Raw genomic sequence first — 23,844 nt, forward strand, 5'->3', positions numbered from 1 at the left:
CCGGGTGGCGATCGACGGCCACTCCGCCGCCGGCAAGACGACGTTCGCCGACGAACTGGCCACCGTCCTGCCCGACGCGACCGTGCTGCGCGTCTCGCTCGACCACTTCAAGAAGCACGTCGACCTGCGTACGGCGTATCCGCCCGGCTCGCCCGAGAGCTACTACCACGAGATGTTCGACGTCGACGCCATCCGCGACGAACTCCTGAGGCCCCTCGGCCCCGGCGGCAACCGCCGCTACCGCACCCAAGTCATGGACCTCAGCGGCCATACGCCCGTCGACTCGGTACCGCACGAGGCCCCCGCCGACGCGATCCTGGTGGCGGACAGCGGCTTCCCGCTGCGCCCCGCCCTGGCCCCGCACTGGGACCTGACCGTCTACCTGCACATCGACCTCGCCGACGTCCTGCACCGCGGCACCCGGCGCGACAAGGCGTGGATGGCTTCGGCAGAGGCGGCGGCAGAGCGCTACCGCACCTACTACATCCCGGGCGAACAGCTGTATCTGGCCGAGGCGAACCCGGCCGGCCGAGCCGACATCGTCATCGACAACCGCGACTTCGCGGCGCCCGTCTGGATATCATCCGCGGAATGGTGACGAGCACGATCCGTGAAGACCTCGTCCTGCTCGACGACGCCGAGCTCGAGATCCTGGTCGGCGACACCGTAGTGGAGCGGCGAACCGTGGCCGAGTGGCCGCTGTCGTGGACGCAGAGGGTCGTCCTGGCGAGCGGTCGGGCGTTCGCCTACAAGGCGATGCTTCCGCCCCTGGTCGAGCCCGACTTCTATGCGGCAGCCGGTGCGGCTCCGCTGCTGCCGGGTCACCGGCGCACGGGCCAGATCGGCGACTGCGACACCCTTCTGGTGGAGTGGGTCGACGCGCCTTCACTGGCCGATCGCGATCTCAGCGAGGCGGAGCTCGTCGCGCACGGGACCGAGATCGTGCGGCGGATCGGCGAGCTCGGCCCGGACCTGCCGGTGTACCTCGACGTCGGCACGCCGGCGAAATGGTCGGCCGAGGCGACTACCACGCTCGGAAAGCTCCGGCAGCTGGTCGCCGACGGCAGATTCCCTTCGTCGTTCGCCTCGGCGATGGACGACGTGGAGGCGTGGGTCCTGTCGGCGCCGGTCCTCGACACCGTCGGCGCGCATTCGCGGCTCGTCCATCGCGACCTGAAACCCGCCCACGTGTTGACGACCGGCGACGGCTACCGCCTCATCGACTGGCAGCTTCCGGCGATCGCGCCCGCGGACATCGACCTCGTCTCGTTCCTGGACGAGGCCGGCATCGACTCGTTCCGCCAGGTCGGCCCGGTCACCTACGGCATCGCGTACTTCCTGCACCTGCGCTGGGCGACCGTCGCACAGCACGACCTGTTCCCCGAGACGGCGGTGCCGTTCCTGGAGACCTGGGCCAAAGGCGGTATCACCGGCGTCAACCGGGCGATCACCACAACGTAGGAGACGTCGTCGGAGAAGACGCGCGAGGCTCGCCGACCGGAGGTCGTTCTCGCGGGCGAGGAAGAACCCGGAGGGCCTACGGCGGCGACGGCCGAACGCCGCCGAGTCCATCACGCCCGGAATCCGACCGCCTGCCCGGGGCGGGTGACGGCGGGGCTCGTAAGGTCATCCGGTGAACGTCTATGACATCGTCCGCCGGCTGCCCTCGATCCCGGTGCTGCGCGACCGGTGCCGGGCCCTGGCCGTCCTGGAGTTGATCCAGGGCACCGGGTACGAGTACTACCGCTACACCGCCTGGGGTGACGGCGAAGCAGCGCTGATGAGCAACGGCGGCGGCGACGAGTACTCCATCGTCTTCGGCGAGGCGGGCGTGTTCATCCGGCTGTTCGACCACGAGTCCGCGATGTCGCCCCATGCCGCCGGTGACGGAGCGACGCTCTGGCCGGGACTGCTCGACGGGCTGCCGCCGGAGTTCGCCGGGCACGTCACCGAGCCGGCGTTCTGCGACGGCGACGACCTGAACGCGACGGCGGTGCTGTGGCGGCGGACCACCGACGACCGCTGGCACGCCGGCGCCGGCATCACGTTCCCGCCGTCCCGCGGCCCCTACGACATCAGCCCGGACGGCACCGACCGGCTCGGCATCCTGTGCGACGACATCGTCGACGCGTACGTCGACTTCGCCGGTGACTACTACGAGGCCGAGATCGACCGGGACGCGGTGGCGCACATCGCGGCGCTGCGGCCGCTCACCGACGACGTGGTCCGGGCGCTGAACCCGGAGTCGAGCCTCGCCGCGGTCCGGGCGGAGGTGGCCGCGACCGGCTACCCGATCGCACCGGCGGTCAGCCGGCGCCGTCCGGGGTGAGTGCGCCGAGGGTCGCGCCCAGCCTGCCGGCAACGGCGAGACGGTCTGCGTGCGCGAGTGCTTCCACGCGGACCGGATCGCTCGGCGCAGCGTAAATCGATTTACCGGGGCCGGTCGGGTGTGCGAGAGTCCGCTGCCGGCCGCGCCCACAGGCCGGCCCTCTCCCGAAAGGGCATGACACCAACAGATGACTCTTTCCACGCTCGCCGCCGAGGATGCCGATCGCTGCCGTCGCGCGCTCGCCGACGAGCAGGCCGCCAGCCTCGCCGCGACCGCCGACTGGGCGCATGTCGACAAGGACCAGGTCCACCGCGACTGGCACGACCTGTACGGCGAGATCGCCGCCGCCATCACCGCGGGCGCCCAGCCGTGCGACGAGGCGGTCCAGGAGCTGATCGCCCGGCACCACGCCGTCGTCAGCCGGTTTTACGTCCCGAGCATGGACGCCTACCTGGGGATGGCGCTGCTCTACGCCGAGGACGAGGGCATGCGCACCTGGCACACCTCCTACCACCCACAGATGGTCGAGTTCCTCGGCGCGGCGATGCGGCACTACACCGTCACCCGTCGCTGATCCGCTGGACGAGCGGGCCCGACCCGGTCGTCGAGTACGGCTCCATCGCCGAGCGTAGGTATTTGGCCTGCCCGAACGCCTCGTCGGCGGTGAACCAGGTGAACGGCACGTTCGCGTCGGCAGCGCGTTGCAGCATGTCGATCGCGATCCGCGGCTTGGTCAGCGGCTCGGCGTTCACGGAACGCCCGCCTGCCGGCAGCGCGCACCTGGCACCGGTGACCGGCGTACCCCGAAGCGGCGCCGGTCCACCGCGGGCCGGCCTGTCCAGCGGTGGATCGCCGCCGCGTCGGGCGCCGGGTTCAGGTCATGGGCAGGGTGAATTCGGGCAGGGTGAGGGCCGAGTGGGCCGGTCGTCCTCCCGCGGGGGGCATGGAGCTGAGACTGCGCAGCCGGATGTTGCGCTGCTTCAGATCCTCGGGCGTGGTCGGGAAGAGGCCGGCACCGCCCTTGCCGGCGAGCTGCTGGTTCGCGGTCACGAACTCACGGGTGTCGCGTTCGTAGGCGGCGAAGCCGGCGGCGTGGCCGCGGTCGGCCAGGGAACCGGCGAGCATGTACGCGCCGACCAGCGCGAGGCTGGTTCCCTGCCCGGTGAGGAACGAGGGTGCGTACGCGGCGTCGCCCACCAAGGCGACCCTGCCGCCGGACCAGCGGGGCAGGTGGATCTGGCTGACCCCGTCGACGTACACGTCGTCCGCGTCGCGCATGGCGGCAAGCATGCGCGGGACCTCCCATCCCGCGTCTGCGAAGACGGTGGCGACCAGGTCGCGTTGTGCCCGCGGGTCCGGCGACGCGCTGAGCGGCGGCTCCGGCTTCGCGAAGGTCAGGAAGGCGTGCACGTCGTCGTCGCCCGCGGCGTACAGGGCCGCGGCCCGGCCCGGGCTGTTCCACATCACGGTCTCCCGGGACAGCCCGAAGGTGTTGCGCATGGTGAACACGGCGAAGCGGTAACCGAGGTACCGGTGGAACTGCTGTTCGGGGCCGAGGACGAGCTCCCGGGTACGCGAGTGCACACCGTCGGCGCCGAACACCATGTCGAACGTACGCCGGCCGCCGCCGCGGAACGTGATCTCGACCCCGTTCCCGGACTGGTCGAGGGTGTCGATGGAGTCGTCGAACAGGAACTCCACGTCGTCACGGACGGCCGCGTACAGGGCGTCGGTCAGGTCGCCACGCCGTACCTCCAGGTCCCGTCCCTCGACACCGCCGGTGACGGCATGCGGGTTGAGCGACACGATCTCGCTGCCGTCCTCGTCCAGGAAGGTCAGCCGGCGCAGGTCGATGTGTGCTTCTCGTAGCCGCGGGAGGATCCCCATCCGCTGGACGACCTCGAGCGCGGTGCCGCGTACGTCGATGGGATAGCCGCCACTGCGGACCGTGCCCGCCTTCTCCACCACCGTGACGGCGTACCCGTACCGGTTCAGCCAGAAGGCCAGGGCGCAGCCCGCGACGCTGGCCCCCGATATCAGAACCCTGGTCGAGTCGGCGCGATTCATTGCTTGGCTCCTTTGCTCATGGTGCGGACGGCGAACAGGGACAGTGCTGTGACGACGCTCGCGATGACCAGGGCGGTGACGTAGGCCGATTCGGCCGGGATGTCGGAGCCGCCGGGGGTCCCGGCGGTAAGGACGGCGCCGCCGACCTGGGCGCCCGTGGCGAAGCCGAGGACCCGGATCACCATGACCAGGCTCGTGGCGGTGCCCGTCGTGCCCTCGTCGACGGAGGCGGCGGTCTTGATGACCAGCGCCGTGATGCAGGCGCCGTTGGCCAGGCTGATCAGCGCCTTGCCGACGACGAGGTGCCAGACCTCGGTGTGGACGAACGCCATGCCGATCAGCGCGGCCGTCATGAGAGCGATGCCGGCGGCGAGCACGGCGGTCGAGCTCAAGCGCCGCGTCCCCAGCCCGCCGAGCGGCCCGCTGATCGCCGCCATCGCGGCGGCGGGCAGCAGGTACCACCCGATGTCGGTGAGACTGGCTCCGAAGCCGTATCCGTCGCCGGACACAGCGAACAGCTGCGGCACCAGGAAGATCGACAGCCCGGCGCCGACGCAGACGGCGAACGTGACCACATAGGACCGCCAGATCGCGGGCTTCGCCAGCAGGCGCAGGTCGAACATCGGCGAGGCTGCCCGGAGCTCGACGGCGATCCATCCGGTCACGAAGGCGGCCAGGAACACGAGGACGCCGACGATGAGGAGTGGCTGGGAGCCCATGTCGGGCGCCGTCGCGAGCCCGGCCATGAACGTCAGCACGATGCCGCTCAGCAGAGCCACGCCCGGCCAGTCGACCCTGGCGTCCGACCGGGTCCGTTGATCGTCCGGCAGCAACCGGTGCGCGAACACGGTCGCCACGACGATCGCGAGGGTCGGGATCGCGAACATCCAGTGTCGCGACAGCCCTTCCGCGATCGGCCCGGCGATCAGCGTCCCCACCATGCCGCCGCCCACGAAGAACCCGCTGACCACCCCGATGGCCACCGGTGACCTGTCCGCTGGGAGGAGCTTGCGCATCAGGATGAAGGAGAGTGGCATCGCGCCCACCATCGCGCCCTCCAGCACCTGCCCGAGCAGCAGCACCGGCAGGTTCGGCGCCAGCGAGGACACCAGGCCGCCGGCACAGACGACGACCATCAGCCAGACCATGACCCGTTTCCCGCCGTAGCGGTCACCGAGGACGCCGGCGATGGGCGCGGTGAGGGCGCCGGTGATGAGCATCGCGATGCTCAACAGCGCCCCTTGGGCGGGATCGATCGACAATTCGCGCTGCAACAGCGGAAGCGTCGGTGACACCACCGATTCCAGGACGCCGGTGGCGCCTGCCAGGATGCCGACGGCCCCGACGGCGGACCTCCCGATGCGGATCGGAGGAGCCGGAGGTGCGGTCATGGACGTCCCTGCCTTTCTTCGCGGGCTGATGAGAAGCACCCTTGGATCGTTCGCGGGCGCAGCCGTCCCCGTCATCGGCGTGCCGCGGTGACCTCACCCGCCGCGACCGCGGTGGCTCCGGGTGCCCTGCTACTGCGCTCGCAGGTGCTGTCTCAGCCGGGCGCGGCGTCGCCTACTGCGCCGGCAGTAGATCGTTTGTCGCCCGGCCACAGGCTGGCTACTGTCGCCTCGTGGGAGCTGACGTGCCGGCCGGCGGTCTGGTCGAGGACGGCGGACATCGCGCGGTCGCCTACCCGAAACGGGTGGCCGACCGGCTGCGGCGGCTCGCCGCCACGCATCCGACCGTCGCCCGCCTGGCCGGGGCCGGCGTCCTCCTTCTCCTCACCGTCATGATCACCGCGACGCCTGAGCGGTCCGTGTTCATGCCGACCGCGGTGGTCACCGCCGTCATGGCGGCGGCGAGCTTCGTCGTCATTCCCGCTCTGCACTGGCCGGCTTGGCTCATCCCCGCCATCGCGACCGCGGGCGTGATCGCGATGCCTTCCGCGGCGGCCGACTCGCCCGCCCGCACCGCGCTGGTCGTGGCGATGTTCCTGTTCTCCCTGCGTAGCGAAAAGGTCGCGGTAGTCGTCGTTGCCGTCGCGAGCTTCGCTTCGGTGCTGGCCGGCAGCGTGGTGGCCGCCGTGTACGACCGGGTCGAGTTCGGCGACGTCGAGGTCCTGCCCTGGGTCGTGGTTGCCGCCGCGGTGGGGCAGGCGGTCCGGGCAGATCAAGCTCGGCGAGCCATGCTCATGGAGCGGGCCCTGCGTGCGGAACTGGGCCGCGAGGACGAGGCGCGCCACCGCGTCCAGGCGGAACGGCTACGCATCGCGCGCGAATTGCACGACGCGGTCGGCCACCAGGTAGCGCTCATCAATGTGCAGGCAGGCGCCATGACCCTTCTGTTGGGCAGACACGACCTCACCCGGGCCCGCCAATCCCTGGAACACATCCAGAACGCCAGCGAAGCCGCGCTCTCCGAGCTCAAAGTCACCGTCGGCCTCCTGCGCCAGCCCGGCGAGCACGAGCCCGCCGAACCGGCCGGACGGCTCAGCCGCATCGACGAGCTGATCGCCTCCTTCACCGCCACCGGACTACGGGTCGTCTGCGACGTCACCGGTCCAGCCACCCCCCTGCCGGACGCCGTCGACCTCACCGCCTACCGGCTGATCCAGGAGTCGCTGACCAACACCGCCAAACACGCCGCCGGCACCTCAGCAACGGTCCGGCTCGAGTTCCGGCCCGGAACCCTCGCGCTGACCATCGAGGACGACGGGCCGGCGGTCGCCGCCGCACGGTCCGGAACCAGCGTCGAGGGCGGCACGACGGGGCACGGCATCATCGGCATGCGGGAACGAGCGGCCGCACTCGGCGGCCGGCTCTCCGCCGGCCCGCGCGCCGAAGGGGGCTTCCGGGTCACCGCCGAGCTGCCCACTCTCACCGGTGCCGCGGCGTGACGGCCGTGCGTGTACTGCTCGCCGAGGACCAGGACATCGTCCGCGCGGGTCTGCGTCTCATGGTCGACAACGCCCCCGATCTGACCGTCGTCGGCGAAGCGGCGACCGGCGTGGAGGCCGTGCGACTGGCCCGCCGCACGCGCGCCGACGTCATCGTCATGGACATCCGCATGCCGGAGCTCGACGGACTGGCGGCCACCCGCCGGATCTGCACCGATCCCGACCTCGCCGGCGTGAAGGTGCTGATCCTGACCACCTTCGAGGTCGACGACCACGTCTTCGAGGCGCTCCGCGCCGGCGCCAGCGGGTTCCTCGGCAAGGGCTCACGCCCGGAAGCCCTGATCGACGCCATCCGCACCGTCGCCCGCGGAGAGGCCCTGCTCTCACCCGCGGCCACCCGCGAGCTCATCGCCCGCTACCTCGCCACGGACGTCCGCCGGCCGGCCCCGGCCTCCAGCGCTCTCGACGGGCTCACGGAACGGGAACGAGAGATCGTGGCTCTGGTGGCCACCGGCATGTCGAACGCCGAAATCGCCGGCCACCTCACCCTCAGCCCGTTCACGGTCAAGACCCACGTCAACCACGCCATGACCAAATTGGACGCCCGCGACCGCGCCCAGCTCGTGGTCATCGCCTACCAGGCCGGCCTCCGCGGTCCCGCATAGCGCGGGGTGCCACCGCACCAGCGGTGGGACGCCTCGGCCTCTCCTGCCGTTGCAGTGCTAGGACGGGCGGGTCCAGTCGAAGGTTCGTTCGACGGCGCGCTGCCAGTTTCGGTATTCGGTGGTTCTCAGGCGGGGGTCCATGGTGGGGAGCCACTGGGCGGCGCGGTGCCAGTTCTGGCGCAGGCCCTCCAGGTCGGGCCAGTAGCCGACGGCCAGGCCGGCCGCGTAGGCGGCGCCCAGCGAGACCGTCTCGGCGGCCAGGGGGCGGACCACCGGCACGTCCAGGACGTCGGCGATGAACTGCATGAGCAGGTTGTCGGCGGTCATGCCGCCGTCGACGCGCAGGGTGGTCAGGTCGAGGCCGGAGTCGGCGTTCATGGCGTCGACCACCTCGCGGGTCTGCCACGCCGTGGCCTCCAGGACGGCGCGGGCCAGGTGACCCTTCGTGATGTACGAGGTGAGGCCCACGATGACGCCGCGTGCCTCGCTGCGCCAGTACGGGGCGTACAGGCCGGAGAAGGCCGGCACGATGTAGCAGCCGCCGTTGTCGGCGACCGTGCGGGCCAGGGTCTCGATCTCCGGGGCGCTGGCGATGAGCTCGAGCTGGTCACGGAACCACTGCACCAGCGAGCCGGTGATGGCGATCGAGCCTTCCAGGGCGTACGCGGTGGGGCCGCCCGCGATCTGGTAGGCGACCGTGCTGAGCAGCCCGTGTGTCGAGCGCACCAGCTCGCCGCCGGTGTTGAGCAGCAGGAAGCTGCCCGTACCGTACGTGCACTTGGCCTCTCCGGGGGTGAAGCACGTCTGCCCGAACAACGCCGCCTGCTGGTCGCCGAGGGCCGCTCCGATGCGTACCCCCGGGAAGGCCGCCACCGCCTTGCCGAAGACGCCCACCGACGGGCGCACCTCGGGCAGCATGGCCCGGGGGATGCCGAAGAAGGCCAGCGCGGTGGGGGACCAGTCGAGGGTGTGCACGTCGAGCAGCATGGTGCGGCTGGCGTTCGTCACGTCGGTGACGTGCAGGCCGCCGGTGAGCTTCCAGATCAGCCAGGTCTCCATGGTGCCGAAGAGGACTTCGCCGCGTTCGGCGCGGGCGCGCAGCTCGGGGTGGAGGTCGAGCATCCAGCGCACGCGCGGGCCGGAGAAGTAGGTGGCCAGGGGCAGCGCCGAGTCGTGCTCGACGAGCTTGGCGTCCGGGCGGTCGCGCAGGTCGCGTACCAGATCGTCGGTGCGGGTGTCCTGCCAGACGATGGCGTGGCCGAGCGGCGCGCCGGTGTCGCGGTCCCACAGCAGCGTGGTCTCCCGCTGGTTGGCTATGCCGACCGCCGCCACCTGCTCCTCGGTGATGCCCGCGCGCCGCAGCGCCTCGGGGGCGAGCCGTTCGACGTTGCGCCAGATCTCGGCGGCGTCGTGCTCGACCCAGCCGGGCTTCGGGTAGTACTGCTTGTGCTCCTGCTGGGCCAGGGAGACGAGCCGGCCGCGCCGGTCGAAGACGATGCAGCGGGTGGACGTGGTGCCCTGGTCGATGGCGACGACGTAGCGCTCGGTCATGGTTCCTCCCGAGGGTTTGGCGGGCTCAGCGGCGGGCGGCTCCGAGATCGCGGGAGATGGCGCGAGCCGCCTCCCGGACGAGGGCGACCAGGTGGTGGTGCGGGTGGTAGTGGCTGTCGCAGACGCGTTCGACCAGGCCGCTGATGCCGACGGCGCCGACCACCAGCCCGCCGTAGCCGCGGATCGGCGCGGCCAGTGAGGCGGTGCCGGGGGTCATCTCCTCGACCTCGCGGCTCCAGCCGGCGTCGCGCACCTGCTGCAGCTCGGTGGCCAGCGCCTGCGGCGTGCGGATGGTGCGGCGGGTGAACCGGTCCAGCTCCTCGGCCGGTGCGCTGCCCGCGGCCCCGTACGCCAGCAGCACCTTGCCGAGCGCCGTGGCGTGCAGCGGCAGCAGGCTGCCCACGTCGAGGGTCTGGAACGTGTCGTCGGGGCGGAACACATGGTGCACGACGAGCACCTGCCCGTCGGCGACCGTGCCGACGCGCACCGCCTCGCCGCTGCGGGCCGCGAGCGGGTCCGCCCAGTTGATCGCGTGGGAGCGCAGCTCGTTGACGTCGAGATGGCTGGTGCCGAGGTTGAGCAGGGTAGCGCCGAGCCGGTAATGCCCGGAGGCGCGGTCCTGCTCGACGAAGCCGACGTGCCGCAATGTGCTGAGGATGCCGTGGACGGTGCCCTTGGCCAGATCGAGCGACCGGGCGATCTCGCCCAGCGCGAGGTGCCCCGAGGTGCCCGCGAGCAGGCGCAGGACCGCGGCGGCGCGCTCGATGGACTGCACTGTTCCGGGCACGTTGCCGACTCTATGCCACGACGTGAACATCAACTGTGACCGATGTTCGACATTGTCGAACGGCCGTCATTGCCCGTGTCCTGCCCGCTACCTAGCGTCCGGTACAACTCGCAAGGAGGGCACATGGCAGAACGTCTGAAGATCCCGAGCTTGCTGGGCGAACTGCTCGCCGAGTTCGCCGGGACCATGATCCTCATCCTCTTCGGCGTGGGCGTCGTCGCGCAGGTGGCCGGCGCGGGCATCGGCGACCACGACAGCATCGCCTGGGCCTGGGGCCTGGGCGTGACGCTCGGCGTCTACGTGGCGGCGCGCATCAGCGGCGCCCATCTCAACCCGGCCGTCACCATCGCGCTCGCGGCCTTCAAGGGCTTCGAGTGGCGCAAGGTCGCCCCGTACTCGATCGCGCAGATCCTCGGGGCGTTCGTGGCCGCCCTGCTGGTGCGCTGGAACTACACCGAGGTCCTGCACGCCGCGGACCCCGGCCTCACGATCAAGACGCAGGGCGTCTTCTCGACCCTGCCCGGCAACGGGACTTTGCCGGTGGGGGAGTGGGGCGCGTTCCGTGACCAGATCATCGGTACGGCGATCCTGCTCTTCCTGATCCTGGCCGTCACCGACGCCGCGAACACGGCGCCCGCCGCGAACCTGGCGCCGTTCATCGTCGGCCTGATCGTGGTCGCGATCGGCATGGCCTGGGGCACGAACGCCGGCTACGCGATCAACCCGGCGCGTGACTTCGGCCCGCGACTCGCCAGCTTCCTGACCGGTTATGGCGGGGCATGGCGGGATCAGACAGGGTATCTCTACTTCTGGATACCGATCGTCGCGCCGATCATCGGCGGCCTGATCGGGGCCGGACTGTACAAGGTGCTCGTCGGGCGGTTCCTGCCGGTGGCGGGGCCGCAGGAGCCGGGCCGCGTCCCGGACGAGAGAGTGGAGGCAACCCGTGGCTGACTTCGTCGGCGCCGTCGACCAGGGCACGACCAGTACCCGTTTCATGATCTTCGACCATGCCGGGAACGAGGTCGGCCGCCACCAGCTCGAGCACGAGCAGATCCTGCCGCAGGCCGGCTGGGTCGAGCACAACCCGGTCGAGATCCTGGAGCGCACCACCACCGTCGTGCGCACGGCCATGCAGAAGGCGAACCTCCAGGCCAGCGACCTGGCCGCGCTCGGCATCACGAACCAGCGGGAGACCGCCGTGGTGTGGGACCGGCGCACCGGCCGGCCCTACTACAACGCGATCGTCTGGCAGGACACCCGCACCGACCGCATCGCCTCGGCGCTCGACCGCGACGGCCGCGGCGACGTGATCCGCCGCAAGGCCGGCCTGCCCCCGGCGACGTACTTCTCCGGCGGCAAGATCCAGTGGATCTTGGAGAACGTCGACGGCGTCCGCGAGGCGGCCGAGCGCGGCGACGCGATCTTCGGGAACACGGACAGCTGGCTGCTCTGGAACATGACCGGCGGCGTCGACGGCGGCCGGCACGTGACCGACGTGACCAACGCCAGCCGGACGATGTTGATGAACCTCGAGACCCTGGACTGGGACGACGAGCTGCTCGGCTTCTTCGGCATCCCGCGTTCCATGCTCCCCGAGATCCGGCCGTCGTCCGACCCCGACACGTACGGCGTGGCGCGCTGGCCCGGTCCGCTCGGCGGGGAGGTGCCGCTCACCGGCGACCTCGGCGACCAGCAGGCGGCCACGGTCGGCCAGGTCTGCTTCGCGCCCGGCGAGGCCAAGAACACGTACGGCACCGGCAACTTCATGCTGCTCAACACCGGCACGGAGCTCGTACGGTCGGAGAACGGCCTGCTGACGACGGTCTGCTACAAGTTCGGCAACGCGGCGCCCGTCTACGCGCTGGAGGGCTCGATCGCGGTGACCGGCTCGGCCGTGCAGTGGCTGCGCGACCAGCTCCACGTGATCAACTCGGCGGCCGAGAGCGAGTCGCTCGCGTCGACAGTGCCCGACAGCGGCGGCGTGTACTTCGTGCCCGCCTTCTCCGGCCTGTTCGCGCCGTACTGGCGCTCCGACGCCCGCGGCGCCATCGTCGGGCTGTCCCGCTTCAACACCGGCGCGCACATCGCCCGCGCCACCCTGGAGTCGATCTGCTACCAGAGCCGCGACGTGGTCGACGCGATGGCGCAGGACTCCGGCGTCACCCTCGACGTGCTCAAGGTCGACGGCGGCATCACGGCGAACAACCTGTGCATGCAGATCCAGGCGGACGTGCTCGGCGTGCCGGTCAGCCGCCCGGTGGTGGCCGAGACGACCGCGCTGGGCGCCGCCTACGCCGCCGGCCTCGCGGTCGGCTTCTGGAAGAACACCGACGAGCTGCGCGAGAACTGGAACGAGTCGCAGCGCTGGCAGCCGCAGTGGACCGAGGAACAGCGCAACGCCGGGTACGAGAAGTGGAAGAAGGCGGTCCAGCGCACTCTCGACTGGGTGGACGTGGACTGATCATGACGGCTCTGTCACCGGAATATCGGGACTCGGCGCTGGCCGCGCTGGCCGGCGCCGAGCTCGACGTGCTGGTCGTGGGCGGCGGCGTGGTCGGCGCGGGCTGCGCGCTCGACGCCACCACCCGCGGCCTGTCGACCGGGCTGGTGGAGGCGCGCGACTTCGCGTCGGGCACCTCCAGCCGGTCCAGCAAACTCATCCACGGCGGCCTGCGCTACCTCGAGATGCTCGACTTCGCGCTGGTCCGCGAGGCGCTGCGGGAACGAGGGCTGCTGCTCACCCGGCTCGCTCCGCACCTCGTACGGCCGGTCAGGTTCCTCTATCCGCTGCAACACCACGCCTGGGAGCGGCTGTACGCGGGCACGGGCGTCTCGCTCTACGACACGATGGCGCTCAACGGCGGGCTGCCGCGGCACCGCAACCTGACCCGCCGCGGCGCGCTGCGCGAATGCCCGGCGCTGAAGAAGGAGGCCCTGGTCGGGGCGCTGCAGTACTACGACGCCCAGGTGGACGACGCCCGGCACACGTTCTTCCTGGCCCGCACGGCCGCCGCGTACGGCGCGCACGTGGCGTCGCGTACCCGGGTGGTGGGGTTCCTCCGCGAAGGCGAACGGGTCGCCGGCGTGCGCGTGCAGGACCTGGAGCACGACCGGACCTTCGAGGTGCGCGCCCAGCAGGTCATCAACGCCACCGGCGTGTGGACCGACGACACGCAGGCGCTGGTCGGCGAGCGCGGCCAGTTCCACGTGCGCGCCTCCAAGGGCATCCACCTGGTGGTGCCGCGCGACCGCATCCAGTCCAGCACCGGGCTGATCCTGCGCACGGAGAAGAGCGTCCTGTTCGTGATCCCGTGGGGCCGGCACTGGATCATCGGCACGACCGACACCGACTGGGCGCTCGACAAGGCACACCCGGCCGCGTCCAGCACCGACATCGACTACCTGCTCGAACACGTCAACGAGGTGCTGTCCACCCCGCTGAGCCGCACGGACGTGCAGGGCGTCTACGCCGGCCTGCGCCCGCTGCTGTCCGGCGAGTCGGAGTCGACGTCGCAGCTGTCCCGCGAGCACACGGTCGGCAGCCCGCAGCCCGGCCTGGTGGTGGTCGCCGGCGGCAAGTACACGACGTACCGGGTGATGGCCCGCGACGCCGTCGACGCCTGCGTGCACGGCCTGGGCCGCTCCGTCCCGCCGTCGTGCACCCAGGTGGTCCCGCTGCTCGGCGCGGAGGGCTACCCGGCCCTGTGGAACCGCCGCCGCGTCCTGGCGTCGACCTCGGGCCTGCACGTGGCCCGGGTCGAGCACCTGCTGGGCCGGTACGGGACGCTGGTCACCGAGGTCCTCGCCCTGATCGAGGCCGACCCCACCCTGGCCGCGCCGGTCGAGGGCGCCGAGGACTACCTGCGCGCCGAGCTGGTCTACGCGGCCAGCCACGAGGGCGCCCGTCACCTGGAGGACGTGCTGACGAGGAGGACCCGCATCTCCATCGAGACCTTCGACCGCGGGGTGGCCGCCGCCCCGGTCGCCGCGTCGCTGATGGCCGGCGTGCTGGGCTGGACCGAGGAGCAGACGGCCCGCGAGGTCGAGCACTACCGCCTGCGCGTCGAGGCCGAGCGCCGCTCCCAGGAACAACCCGACGACGAGACAGCCGACGCGGCCCGCCTGGGCGCCCCCGAGGTGGTGCCGCTGAACGCGGCGCGCTCCTGACCGATCAGGCGCCCGCCCGGGTGAGGGTCACGTGGGTGACGCCGCTGGGCGACGACGTCGTCTCGACCCGGTAGTCCCGCTCGAGGCCCTCCAGGCCGTCCCACAGGCGGACGCCGCGGCCGAGCACGATCGGCACCACCGCGAGGTGCAGGTGGTCGACGAGCCGGGCGGCGAGGAAGTCGCGGACGACGGTTGGGCCGCCGCCGATGCGCACATCCCGGCCGCCGGCGGCCTCGCGCGCCGCGGCGAGCGCCTCGGCGGGGGAGGCGTCGAGGAAGTGGAAGGTGGTGCCGCCCGCCATCTCGATCGGCGCTCGCGTGTGGTGCGTGAGGACGAAGACCGGCGTGTGCTCCTTCGTCGGTGGTGACCTCGACGTCGAGCCTCGTCGCGTCCGGGCATGACGTCCAATGCCAAAATCGGCCGCAACCCATAGATAAATCAGGAGGGCTTCCGGCTCACGCACCTGCTGGACGACCCGCTCTATCTCCTCAGCGACCGTCCCGGCCAGCGGGTCGAGGACCATCGCGACTCGGCCTGGCCCTGCTCGCCCACAGCGCGCCGGGCGTGCACGCCACCCCGCTCACCGAGAGCCCCCGGCGGATCTACGCGGCCACCTACGGCGACCCGCCGGACCCGCCGGCCACCGCAGCCCTGCTCGAGATCCTGACGGCACTACCTGCTGGCCGGTAGTGGGCCTGGCGGCTGGCGCCGATGACAGGCGGCCCGGGAGCGACGAGGGTAACGGGCAGGCCCGCGACTCCGCACCCGGAAGTGAGGCGAGAGCGATGCCCGCGACCACCATCGAGAAGAAGCCGCACCTGCACTACACGACCCGCACCACGTTCGACACGGCCCGTGCCGAGGCGCTGTTCGCCTCGGCACTGCAGCCGTCGGATCGCGCGTCCGCCTTCCAGGTGCGCGCGGCGATCACCGGCGCGCTGCACAGCCTGGGCATCCGGGGCTGCGCCGCACATCTGGCCCGTGAGTGCGGCGAGCACCCCGAGGCCGCGGCCGCCCGCATGCGGTGGGCCATCGCCGCGGTGCGGGCTCTCTAGTCCCGTTCGCTGTCGAGGGTGGCCATCTGGGGGGCCGCGTAGCGGTCGCCGGCGGCGGCGTCGCGTGGGACGGCCTCCTCGATCTGGCGCAGGTCGGCCTCGCCCAGGGTGAGGTCCAGGGCGCCGAGCGACTCGGTCAGGCGGTCGCGGCGGCGGGCGCCGACCAGCGGGACGATGTCGGTGCCCTGCGCCAGCACCCAGGCGATCGCGACCTGGCTCGTGCCGGCGCCCAGGCGTTCGGCCACCCGGGCCAGGGCCTCGACCAGGCGCAGGTTGGCCTCGAGGTTGTCGCCCTGGAAGCGCGGGCTGTGCGCGCGGAAGTCGTTGCCGGCGAGCGGGCGCGACGCCGACCAGTGGCCGCTGAGCAGGCCGCGGGAGAGCACGCCGTACGCGGTCAGGCCGATCCCCAGCTCGCGCAGCACCGGGAGGATCTTGCGCTCGGGGCCGCGGGAGAGCAGCGAGTATTCGATCTGGAGGTCGCTGATCGGCGCCACCGCGGCGGCCCGGCGGATCGTGTCGGCGCCGACCTCGGAGAGGCCGATGTGGCGGATGTAGCCGGCCTGGCGCATCTCGTCGAGGGCGCCGACGGTCTCCTCGACCGGGATGTGCGGGTTGAGCCGCGCCGGGCGGTAGATGTCGATGTAGTCGGTGTTGAGGCGCCGCAGCGAGTAGGCGAGGCGGTCCTTCACGGCGGCGGGGGAGACGTCGTACGGCACCGGCTGGAACGCGCCGTCGGGCGTGCGCCGCGAGCCGAACTTGACGCTCAGCTGCACGGAGGAGCGGTCGCGTGCGGCCAGCGCCCGGCCGATCAGCATCTCGTTGTGACCGGAGCCGTAGAAGTCGCCGGTGTCGATGAGGGTCACGCCCGCGTCGAGGGCGGCGTGCAGGGTCGCGATGCTCTCCTTTTCGTCCGCTCCGCCGTACAAGTCGGACATGCCCATGGCGCCGAGGCCGAGGGCGGAGACGGACGGGCCGTAAGAGCCGAGCTTGCGAAGGTCCATGGGGTCATCTCACCGTTCGGTGCCGGAAGTGTCAGTGGGGGATTGCCCCACTCTTCGCACGCGGACACGCAGATGTTTCATCAAGGGCTGGCCGCTCTGCGGGCTGTAGTCGCCGGCCGCGCAGAGCACGTTCATCTCCGGCATGTAGCCGGCGGCGTTGCCCGGCGGGATGTCGTACGCGACCGCGCGGTAGCCGTACACGCCGCGGGTGCTGCCGTCCTTCGCGTACGAGGTCACGTCGACCCGGTCGAACTCGGCGATGCCGAGCCGGCGCATGTCGTCGCGGTTCATGAAGACGACCGTACGGAGGTTGCGCAGTCCCCGGTAACGATCGTTGTCCGAGTACACCGTCGTGTTCCACTGGTCGTGCGAGCGCATCGTGCCGAGCATCAGGCAGCCGTCGCCCGGGTCGAGCGCGGGCAGGCCGCCGTCGGAGAACGCGGCCCGCCCGGTCGGCGTCAGCCACACCCGCTCGCGCGCGGGCTGCCGCAGCCGGAAGCCGTGCGGCTGCCGGGCCCGGTGGTTGACGCCCTCGAAGCCGTCGAGCACCCGGGCCATGGTGTCGCGGATCCGGTCGTAGTCGGCGACGTACTCCTCCCACGGCGTACGCGTGTGCGGCAGCGAGGCCCGCGCGAGGCCCGCGATGATGGCCGGCTCCGAGAGCAGCAGCGGCGAGGCGGGCCGGCGGTGCCCGCGCGAGGCGTGCACCATGCTCATCGAGTCCTCCACGGTGACGACCTGCTCGCCCGAGGCCTGCACGTCCCGTTCGGTGCGGCCGAGACAGGGCAGGATCAGCGCGTCGGTGCCGTGGACCAGATGACTGCGGTTGAGCTTCGTGCTGACGTGCACGGTCAGCGCGCAGGAGCGCAGGGCGTCAAAGGTGTACGCCGTGTCCGGCGCGGCGAGCGCGAAGTTGCCGCCCATGCCGACGAACACCCTGACCCGGCCCTCGTGCATGGCCCGCAGCGTGGCGACGGTGTCGAGACCGTGCTCGCGGGGCGGCTCGATGGCGCAGGCCTCGGCGAGCCGGTCGAGGAACGCGGCGGACGGCCGGTGGTCGATGCCGCACGTCCGGTTGCCCTGCACGTTGCTGTGACCGCGGATCGGGCACGGCCCCGCACCCTCGCGGCCGATGTTGCCCCGCAGCAGCAACAGGTTGACGATCTCGCGGACCGTGTCGACGCCGTGCTCCTGCTGGGTGACCCCGAGGCACCACGAGATGATGGTGCGATGCGCCGCGATGTAGCCGTCGGCGAGCGAGCGGATCGTCGCCTCGTCGACGCCCGACGCGGAGACGATCTCGGCCCAGCTGGTGCCGGCGCAGCGGGCCCGGTAGGTGGCGAGCCCGGTGGTGTGGCGGGCGAGGAACTCGTGGTCGATCGCGTCGCGCTCGAACACCACCTTGGCGACGCCGCGCACCAGGGCCAGGTCGCCGCCGATGCGCGGCTGCACGTTCATGGTGCCGGTCGGGGTGGTGTGGAAGGTGCCCATCGCGAGGAACTCGTGCGGCACGATGGTGCGCCGCGACGCCGCCTCGATCAGCGGGTTGATGTGGACGATCGCGGCGCCGCGCTTGGCCGCGCCGGAGAGGGCCGTCAGCATGCGCGGGGCGTTCGACGCCGCGTTGACGCCCATGACCCAGATGAGGTCGGCCTTCTCCCAGTCGGTGATGTCGACGGTGCCCTTGCCCGTGCCGATCGACGCGGTGAGCGCCCGCCCGCTCGCCTCGTGGCACATGTTGGAGCAGTCGGGCAGGTTGTTGGTGCCGAACTCGCGGACCCAGAGCTGGTAGAGGAACGTGGCCTCGTTGGCGAGCCGCCCCGAAGTGTAGAACGCGGCCTCGTGCGGGCTGCCGAGCGCCCGGAGATGGCTTCCCACCAGGGCGAACGCGTCGTCCCAGCCGATCGGGACGTAGCGGTCGGTGGCCGCGTCGTACCGCATCGGCTCGGTGAGCCGGCCCCGGGCCTCCAGCGCATGGTCGCTCCACCCGGACAGCTCGGTCACGGCGTGGGCGGCGAAGAAGTCGCGGTCCGTACGCTTGTGCGTCATCTCCCAGGTGACGTGCTTGACGCCGTTCTCGCACAGGTCGAGGTGCAGGCCCTCGGGGTCGTCGGGCCAGGCGCAGCCGGGGCAGTCGAAGCCGCCGCCCTCCTGGTTCATCTTGAGCATCGCGCGGACGCCGGCGACCGGCTCGCGGCTGCGGACCAGCACCTCACCCACGCTGCGCGCGGCGCCCCACCCGGCGGAAGGATGCGTGTAGTCGCGCTGGGCCACCGCCCCGGAGCCACCCGGGCCGCAGCCGGGAGCGTCCGTGCCGGGCCCGCCCCGGCCCCTGATCTCGTCCATGCCGGACAGCCAACGGCCCGCGGCGAAACGCCGCATAGGGCCGCCGTCACACCGGCGCCGGCCCTGTTGATCAAGTCGCTGGTGGCGAGCCGTGCCGATTCTCAAACCGGTGAAGCGTCACACCGCCGCCCGCCCCGTCGTGGCGGTTTCCGACCTCAACGACCGCCCGGATCCGGCCTTGACTGGCCTCATGACCAAGAACATTTTCGTCAGCGGGGCCTCCAGCGGCTTCGGCCTGATGATCTCGCGAGCCCTCGCGGACGCCGGTCACACGGTGTTCGCCGGCATCCGGGACATCGGCGGGCACAACACCCGGGCGGCGGCCGAGGCCGCCGAGTACGCCGCGGCGCGCGGCGTGGACCTGCGCGTCGTCGAGCTGGACGTCACCTCCGAGGAGTCGGTCCGGCAGGCCGCGAGCGAGGCCGGCACCCCGGACGTCCTCGTGCACAACGTGGGCCACATGGTGGTCGGGCCGGCCGAGGCGTTCACGGCCGAGCAGCTGGCCGACCTGTACGACACCAACGTGCTCGGCGCGCACCGGCTCAACCGGGCGCTGCTGCCCGGCATGCGTGACCGGCGGGACGGGCTGCTGGTCTGGATCGGCAGCACCAGCACGCGCGGCGGCACCCCGCCCTATCTCGGCCCGTACTTCGCGGCGAAGGCCGGGCTGGACGCCCTCGCGGCCACCATGGCTCTCGAGGTGGCACGGTTCGGCATCGAGACGACCATCGTCGTGCCCGGTTCTTTCACCAAGGGCACAAACCACTACGCCCACGCGGGTCATCCGGCGGACCGGGCGGTGGCAGCCTCGTACGAGGAGCGGTATCCGCACCTGATGGACCAGATCGGGCAGCGGATGGCCGCGCTCGAGCCCGCCGACGCCGACCCGGCACAGATCGCGCGGATCGTCGCCGACGTCGTCGCGACGGAGAAGGGCAAGCGCCCGTTCCGCGTCCACTACGACCCGAACGACGACGGGGCGGTCGTGGTCAACGCCGTCGCCGATCGCGTCCGCACCGAGTTCCTCGACCGACTGGGGCTCGCCGAGCTCCTCCACCCCACGAAGGAGAACTGACATGACCGGAAAGCTCAACGGCAAGGTCGCCATCGTCGCCGGCGGCAGCGCCAACATCGGCCGGCTCTTCGCCGAGGCCCTGGCCGACGACGGCGCCGACGTGATGGTCCACTACAACAGCCCCGGCCGCGCGGGGGAGGCCGAGACCGTCGTCAAGGACCTCGAGTCCCGGGGCGTCCGCGCCGCCGCGCACCAGGCCGACCTGACCGGCACGGCGGCGATCACGGCGCTGGTCGACGACACCATCGCGCAGTTCGGCAAGTGGGACATCCTGGTCAACACGGCCGGCCTGATCATCCGCAAGCCGCTCGCCGAGACCAGCGAGGACGAGTACGACCGCTCCTTCGCCATCAACGCGAAGATCCCGTACTTCTTCATGAAGGAGGCGTACGGGAAGATGGCCGACAACGGCCGCATCGTCAACATCGTGACCACCCAGGTGGCCGTCACGGCGGCGACCTACTCGGCGTACGCGGGCAGCAAGGCCCCGGTCGAGCACTTCACCAAGGCGTTCGCCAAGGAGATCGGCCCCCGCGGCGTGACCGTCAACTGCATCGCGCCCGGCCCGCAGAAGACCAGCTTCTTCTACAACGCCGAGACCCCCGAGACGATCGCCTGGCTCAGCGGCATGACCATCAGCGGCGACCTCGGCGACCCGGCCGACGTCGTGCCGGTGATGCGCTTCCTGGTCGCCCCGGAGACCCGCTGGGTCACCGCGCAGACCGTCTACGTCAACGGCGGCATGATCTCCCCGATCAACTGACCCGGGGCCACAGGGCGGCGCGGGCCGGCGTCGCCCTGTGGCGCTAGGGTGCCGGCCATGGGACTCCACTGTGGTTACATCGCCGCGACGGCCGAACCGGCGCAACTGCTGGCACAGCTGTCGCGGCACGCGGGCGCCCTCGTGCCCGGCGCCCAGGTGGAGAGCGCCGACGACGCGGTCCTCGGCCGCTTCGACCTGCTGCTCGGCGGCGGCGACGGCCGGGCCTTCGCGGTCGACACGTCGATGCTGCTGTCCGACAGCCCCGACATGATCGTCGCCCTGTCCGCCGAGCTCGGCACGGTGGTCGCCTTCGATGCCACCCGCTTCCCGGCGAGCGGCGCGATCGGCGCCATCCGCCGCGAACACTACGAAAAGCACAAACGCCCCGACGACGCCTGGCTCAGCGAGATGACCGCCGCCGAGGCCCGGCCTTCCCGCCGGCCGTGACCTTCGGAGGATGCTTCGATGGATTCGGTGTTGCTGCGCTATCGGTATCACGACGGCGCCCCGCAGGCCGCATTCCCCATGCGGGTCGTCGAGGACGACGGGGAGCGGGTGGTGGCCTGGCTCGCGCCGGAGACCGAGATCATGTACTGGGCTTTGCCCGACGGTGGCGATCCGCGGAGCCTTCCGCTCGAGGCGAGGTTCTCGGCTCCGCTGACCACCGCGCGGCGCAGGTGGCAAGGCGGCGGGGTGTTGCGCGTCGTTCCGCTCGGCGCGCCGTTCCAGGTGGTGCATTTCTGGGAGGCGAACGGTGACTTCGCGGGCTGGTACGTCAACCTGGAAGCCCCGAAGCGCCGCGCCGGCGACCGAATCGATTCCGTCGACTGGCACCTGGACCTGTGGATCAGTCCCGACCGCGAGCCCACGTGGAAGGACATCGACGAGGCGGAGGCCGCCCTCGCCGCGGGCCACCTGACCCCCGGCGAGTTGGCCCTGGCCTGGCGGCAAGGCAACGACATCATCGACGGCCTTGCCGGCTGGCCCGCCCTCGTCGGCGACTGGCGCTCCTTCGCCCCGCCGGTGGAGTGGGGGCCCTTGGCCTTGCCTCCGGACTGGGCGTCGTAGCGTGCGCCGCCGGTCGTGCGGGATCTCGCCGGGAGGGGTCAGTCCAGGTCGACGATCTCGCGGCCGAGCGGCCAGAACGCGGCCGGGACCAGTTTGAAGTTGGCGATGCCGAACGGGATGCCGATGATGGTGACGCACTGGGCGATGCCGGCGGCGATGTGGCTCAGGGCCAGCCACCAGCCGGCGACGACCACCCAGAGCACGTTCGCGATGCCCGAGGCCACCCCGGCGTCCGGGCGGCTGACGATCGTGCGCCCGAACGGCCAGAGCGAGTAGACGGCGAGCCGCAGTGCGGCCACCCCGAACGGGATCGTGATGATCAGGGCGAAGCAGATCAGCGCCGCGATCCCGTACGCGATGGCCAGCACGAAGCCGCTGCCGAAGACGAACCAGAGGATGTTGAGGATCAGTCGCACCCCCCGATCATGACCGGGGGGTGCCAGCCCCGCCTCACGCGCGGATGGTGAACCTGCTGACGAGTTCCTGAAGCTCGGCCGACATCCGGGTGAGGCGGCCGGCCGCCTGGTGGGCCTCGTCGACGCCGGCCGTGGTGGCGCGCACCGAGGTGGCGACGTCGCCGATCGTGCCGGCCACCTCGCCGCCGGCGCTGGCGGCCTCGGCGACGCTGCGGCTCATCTCGTTCGTCGTGACCGTCTGCTCCTCGACGGCCGAGGCGATCGTCGTCTGGAAGTCGTTGATCTGGGCGATCGTCTCGCTGATCTGCTCGATCGCGGTGATCGCGCCGGTGGTGTCGGCCTGGATGGCGGCCACGCGGCGGCTGATGTCCTCGGTCGCCTTCGCGGTCTCCTGCGCCAGGTCCTTCACCTCGGCGGCGACCACGGCGAAGCCCTTGCCGCTCTCGCCGGCCCGGGCCGCCTCGATGGTTGCGTTGAGCGCCAGCAGGTTGGTCTGCTCGGCGATCGCCGTGATGGCCTTGACCACGGTGCCGATCTCGGCCGAGGAGTCGCCGAGCCGGGCCATCGCCGCGCTGGTGGCGGCCGTGATGTCGACCGCCTGGGTGGCGACCTGCGCGGCCTGGGTGGCGCTCTGGCTGATCTCGCGGATCGACGCGCCCATCTCCTCGGCGCCCGCGGCGACGGTCTGGATGTTCGACGACATGACCTCGGCCGACGCGGCCACGGCGGCCGCCTGCCGGGCGCCCTCCTGCGAGCTCGCCGAGCTTTCGCTGCTCGTCACGGCGAGCGACGCGGCCGCCTCGTCGAGGGCCTTGGCCTGCGCCGACAGGTCACCCATGGCGGTGCGCACGGAGGTCGTCGCCCGGCGCAGGCTCTCGGCCATGTGGCCCACCTCGTCGCGCTGGTCGACGTCGGCGTCCCGGGTGAGGTCGCCCTCGGCCATCGCGTCGAGCACGCCCGAGACCTTCCGCAGCGGCCGCACGATCATCTGGGCCGCGATCAGGGCGAGGGCCGCCGCGAGCACGACCGAGGCGGCGAAGGCGATCAGCACCTCGGTGCGGGTGCGGTCGACGGTGGCGTCGAAGCTCTCGCCGGCCACGAGCGCGTCGTTGGCCCGGGTGATCTCTGCCGAGAGCAGCGTCTCGTACGTCTTGCGCAGCTCACGGTTGGCGTTGAGCGCGACGCTGACCGCGGCCTGCCGGTCGGTCTCGTACGTGGTGAACTCGGTCTCGAGCGCCGCGAACCACGTGTCCGTCGCCGCCTTGATCGCGTCGACGGTGGCCTGCTCGGAGGCGCCGCCCAGGGCGCGCGCGGCCGCGAGGTCGTCGTCGACCTGCTCCTTGCTGTCGAGCGCCGAGTCCCGGTAGTCGGTGTCCCCGGCGATCAGGTAGCCGCGCTCGTCGTTCGCCGCGGCCTTCGCGGTCAGCGCGGCGTCGTTCAGATTGGTGATGTACGGGACCGCGCGCTCCAACTCGGCCGCGCGCTCGTTGCGCAGGTCCTCGATGCCCACGAGGCTGAGCGCCCCGGTGACGACCGTGCCGGCGACGGCCACGCCCGCCACCGAGAGAATCTTCGTGGCGACCTTGCGATCGCGTACCCAGCGTGCTGCCTTCACCGCGTCCTGCCCCTTGCTCGTCCTGGCTGTGCGGCCTTCCTATCGACGG

The 23,844-nt window shown here is 71.5% G+C and carries 24 protein-coding genes and 1 pseudogene; 15 read left to right on the plus strand and 10 right to left on the minus strand.

Going from position 1 to position 23,844, the window contains the following annotated elements; genetic code table 11:
• The 4 genes from Ade02nite_RS29510 to Ade02nite_RS29525 form a co-directional block, all read left to right on the plus strand.
• A partial coding sequence (locus tag Ade02nite_RS29510; RefSeq protein ID WP_203771041.1) for a nucleoside/nucleotide kinase family protein occupies positions 1-598 on the plus strand: 598 nt, incomplete at its 5' end.
• Entirely contained in the window at positions 592-1,461 is an 870-nt protein-coding gene (locus tag Ade02nite_RS29515; RefSeq protein ID WP_203771044.1) for a phosphotransferase, read from the plus strand. The genes Ade02nite_RS29510 and Ade02nite_RS29515, both read left to right, overlap by 7 nt.
• A gap of 172 nt (positions 1,462-1,633) precedes the next feature.
• Positions 1,634-2,329: a hypothetical protein gene (locus Ade02nite_RS29520; protein WP_203771046.1), complete on the plus strand. Its 696-nt coding sequence runs from the start codon at positions 1,634-1,636 to the stop codon at positions 2,327-2,329.
• A gap of 187 nt (positions 2,330-2,516) precedes the next feature.
• Complete coding sequence (locus tag Ade02nite_RS29525) at positions 2,517-2,903, plus strand: TipAS antibiotic-recognition domain-containing protein (RefSeq protein ID WP_203771049.1); 387 nt, start codon at positions 2,517-2,519, stop codon at positions 2,901-2,903.
• A 40-nt stretch (positions 2,904-2,943) separates the two neighbouring features.
• Here the strand turns inward: Ade02nite_RS29525 and Ade02nite_RS29530 are convergent.
• The 3 genes and pseudogenes from Ade02nite_RS29530 to Ade02nite_RS29540 form a co-directional block, all read right to left on the minus strand.
• Positions 2,944-3,104, minus strand: a pseudogene (locus tag Ade02nite_RS29530) (transposase); the annotation flags it as partial.
• A gap of 98 nt (positions 3,105-3,202) precedes the next feature.
• Entirely contained in the window at positions 3,203-4,396 is a 1,194-nt protein-coding gene (locus Ade02nite_RS29535) for an FAD-dependent monooxygenase (protein WP_203771053.1), read from the minus strand.
• A complete protein-coding gene (locus tag Ade02nite_RS29540; protein ID WP_203771056.1) occupies positions 4,393-5,787 on the minus strand; it encodes an MFS transporter in 1,395 nt (464 codons plus the stop codon). Before Ade02nite_RS29540 ends, Ade02nite_RS29535 begins: the two co-directional genes overlap by 4 nt.
• A 230-nt stretch (positions 5,788-6,017) precedes the next feature.
• On the opposite strand from Ade02nite_RS29540, the gene Ade02nite_RS29545 reads away from it, so the two are divergent.
• Both Ade02nite_RS29545 and Ade02nite_RS29550 read left to right on the plus strand, forming a co-directional pair.
• A complete protein-coding gene (locus Ade02nite_RS29545) occupies positions 6,018-7,283 on the plus strand; it encodes a sensor histidine kinase (RefSeq protein ID WP_203771058.1) in 1,266 nt (421 codons plus the stop codon).
• Positions 7,284-7,288: 5 nt separating this feature from the next.
• Positions 7,289-7,948 (plus strand): response regulator, encoded by a 660-nt coding sequence (locus tag Ade02nite_RS29550; protein WP_275409953.1) that lies wholly within the window; start codon positions 7,289-7,291, stop codon positions 7,946-7,948.
• 57 nt (positions 7,949-8,005) lie between these two features.
• Here Ade02nite_RS29550 and glpK (Ade02nite_RS29555) read toward each other — a convergent pair whose 3' ends face one another.
• The gene (gene glpK, locus Ade02nite_RS29555) at positions 8,006-9,499 is read right to left on the minus strand and encodes a glycerol kinase GlpK (RefSeq protein WP_203771063.1); all 1,494 of its coding nucleotides are present in this window, start codon (positions 9,497-9,499) and stop codon (positions 8,006-8,008) included.
• Positions 9,500-9,524: 25 nt separating this feature from the next.
• Positions 9,525-10,286 carry an IclR family transcriptional regulator gene (locus Ade02nite_RS29560; protein WP_203771065.1) on the minus strand — a complete coding sequence of 254 codons (762 nt, stop codon included), beginning with the start codon at positions 10,284-10,286 and terminating at the stop codon, positions 9,525-9,527.
• Between the two features lie 123 nt (positions 10,287-10,409).
• Between Ade02nite_RS29560 and Ade02nite_RS29565 the strand changes: the two genes are divergently transcribed.
• The 3 genes from Ade02nite_RS29565 to Ade02nite_RS29575 are packed head-to-tail and all read left to right on the plus strand — an operon-like array spanning position 10,410 to position 14,456.
• Positions 10,410-11,240, plus strand: a complete 831-nt coding sequence (locus Ade02nite_RS29565; RefSeq protein ID WP_203771067.1) for an MIP/aquaporin family protein — start codon at positions 10,410-10,412, stop codon at positions 11,238-11,240.
• Positions 11,233-12,750, plus strand: coding sequence for a glycerol kinase GlpK (gene glpK, locus Ade02nite_RS29570; RefSeq protein ID WP_203771069.1), 1,518 nt, complete (start codon positions 11,233-11,235; stop codon positions 12,748-12,750). Before Ade02nite_RS29565 ends, glpK (Ade02nite_RS29570) begins: the two co-directional genes overlap by 8 nt.
• Positions 12,751-12,752: 2 nt before the next feature.
• Positions 12,753-14,456: a glycerol-3-phosphate dehydrogenase/oxidase gene (locus tag Ade02nite_RS29575; protein WP_203771071.1), complete on the plus strand. Its 1,704-nt coding sequence runs from the start codon at positions 12,753-12,755 to the stop codon at positions 14,454-14,456.
• Positions 14,457-14,460: 4 nt separating this feature from the next.
• Here the strand turns inward: Ade02nite_RS29575 and Ade02nite_RS29580 are convergent, their stop codons facing one another.
• On the minus strand, positions 14,461-14,979 hold the full coding sequence (locus Ade02nite_RS29580) for a dihydrofolate reductase family protein (RefSeq protein ID WP_203771073.1): 519 nt from the start codon (positions 14,977-14,979) through the stop codon (positions 14,461-14,463).
• Positions 14,980-15,020: 41 nt separating this feature from the next.
• On the opposite strand from Ade02nite_RS29580, the gene Ade02nite_RS50400 reads away from it, so the two are divergent.
• Together Ade02nite_RS50400 and Ade02nite_RS29585 are read left to right on the plus strand one after the other, a co-directional pair.
• Positions 15,021-15,146 (plus strand): hypothetical protein, encoded by a 126-nt coding sequence (locus Ade02nite_RS50400; protein ID WP_275409954.1) that lies wholly within the window; start codon positions 15,021-15,023, stop codon positions 15,144-15,146.
• 95 nt (positions 15,147-15,241) lie between these two features.
• A complete protein-coding gene (locus tag Ade02nite_RS29585; protein WP_239169161.1) occupies positions 15,242-15,511 on the plus strand; it encodes a hypothetical protein in 270 nt (89 codons plus the stop codon).
• Here the strand turns inward: Ade02nite_RS29585 and Ade02nite_RS29590 are convergent.
• Positions 15,508-16,512 (minus strand): aldo/keto reductase, encoded by a 1,005-nt coding sequence (locus Ade02nite_RS29590; protein WP_203771075.1) that lies wholly within the window; start codon positions 16,510-16,512, stop codon positions 15,508-15,510. The genes Ade02nite_RS29585 and Ade02nite_RS29590 overlap by 4 nt on opposite strands.
• Positions 16,513-16,521: 9 nt before the next feature.
• The gene (locus Ade02nite_RS29595; RefSeq protein ID WP_203771077.1) at positions 16,522-18,858 is read right to left on the minus strand and encodes an FdhF/YdeP family oxidoreductase; all 2,337 of its coding nucleotides are present in this window, start codon (positions 18,856-18,858) and stop codon (positions 16,522-16,524) included.
• A 190-nt stretch (positions 18,859-19,048) separates the two neighbouring features.
• Here Ade02nite_RS29595 and Ade02nite_RS29600 point away from each other — a divergent pair, with 190 nt between their 5' ends.
• From Ade02nite_RS29600 to Ade02nite_RS29615, 4 genes are read left to right on the plus strand one after another with little or no spacing between them, the layout of a single operon-like run.
• Positions 19,049-19,933 carry an SDR family oxidoreductase gene (locus Ade02nite_RS29600; RefSeq protein WP_203771080.1) on the plus strand — a complete coding sequence of 295 codons (885 nt, stop codon included), beginning with the start codon at positions 19,049-19,051 and terminating at the stop codon, positions 19,931-19,933.
• Between the two features lies 1 nt (position 19,934).
• Complete coding sequence (locus Ade02nite_RS29605; RefSeq protein ID WP_203771082.1) at positions 19,935-20,696, plus strand: SDR family oxidoreductase; 762 nt, start codon at positions 19,935-19,937, stop codon at positions 20,694-20,696.
• 57 nt (positions 20,697-20,753) lie between these two features.
• Positions 20,754-21,143 (plus strand): hypothetical protein, encoded by a 390-nt coding sequence (locus Ade02nite_RS29610; protein ID WP_203771084.1) that lies wholly within the window; start codon positions 20,754-20,756, stop codon positions 21,141-21,143.
• Between the two features lie 18 nt (positions 21,144-21,161).
• The gene (locus Ade02nite_RS29615) at positions 21,162-21,764 is read left to right on the plus strand and encodes a ribonuclease FAU-1 family protein (protein WP_203771086.1); all 603 of its coding nucleotides are present in this window, start codon (positions 21,162-21,164) and stop codon (positions 21,762-21,764) included.
• A 38-nt stretch (positions 21,765-21,802) separates the two neighbouring features.
• Here the strand turns inward: Ade02nite_RS29615 and Ade02nite_RS29620 are convergent, their stop codons facing one another.
• Positions 21,803-22,180: a YccF domain-containing protein gene (locus tag Ade02nite_RS29620; protein ID WP_239169162.1), complete on the minus strand. Its 378-nt coding sequence runs from the start codon at positions 22,178-22,180 to the stop codon at positions 21,803-21,805.
• A gap of 34 nt (positions 22,181-22,214) precedes the next feature.
• Entirely contained in the window at positions 22,215-23,795 is a 1,581-nt protein-coding gene (locus Ade02nite_RS29625; RefSeq protein WP_203771088.1) for a methyl-accepting chemotaxis protein, read from the minus strand.
• Positions 23,796-23,844: the final 49 nt, after the last annotated feature.

The sequence above is a fragment of the Paractinoplanes deccanensis genome (assembly GCF_016862115.1).
GTDB lineage: Bacteria > Actinomycetota > Actinomycetes > Mycobacteriales > Micromonosporaceae > Actinoplanes > Actinoplanes deccanensis.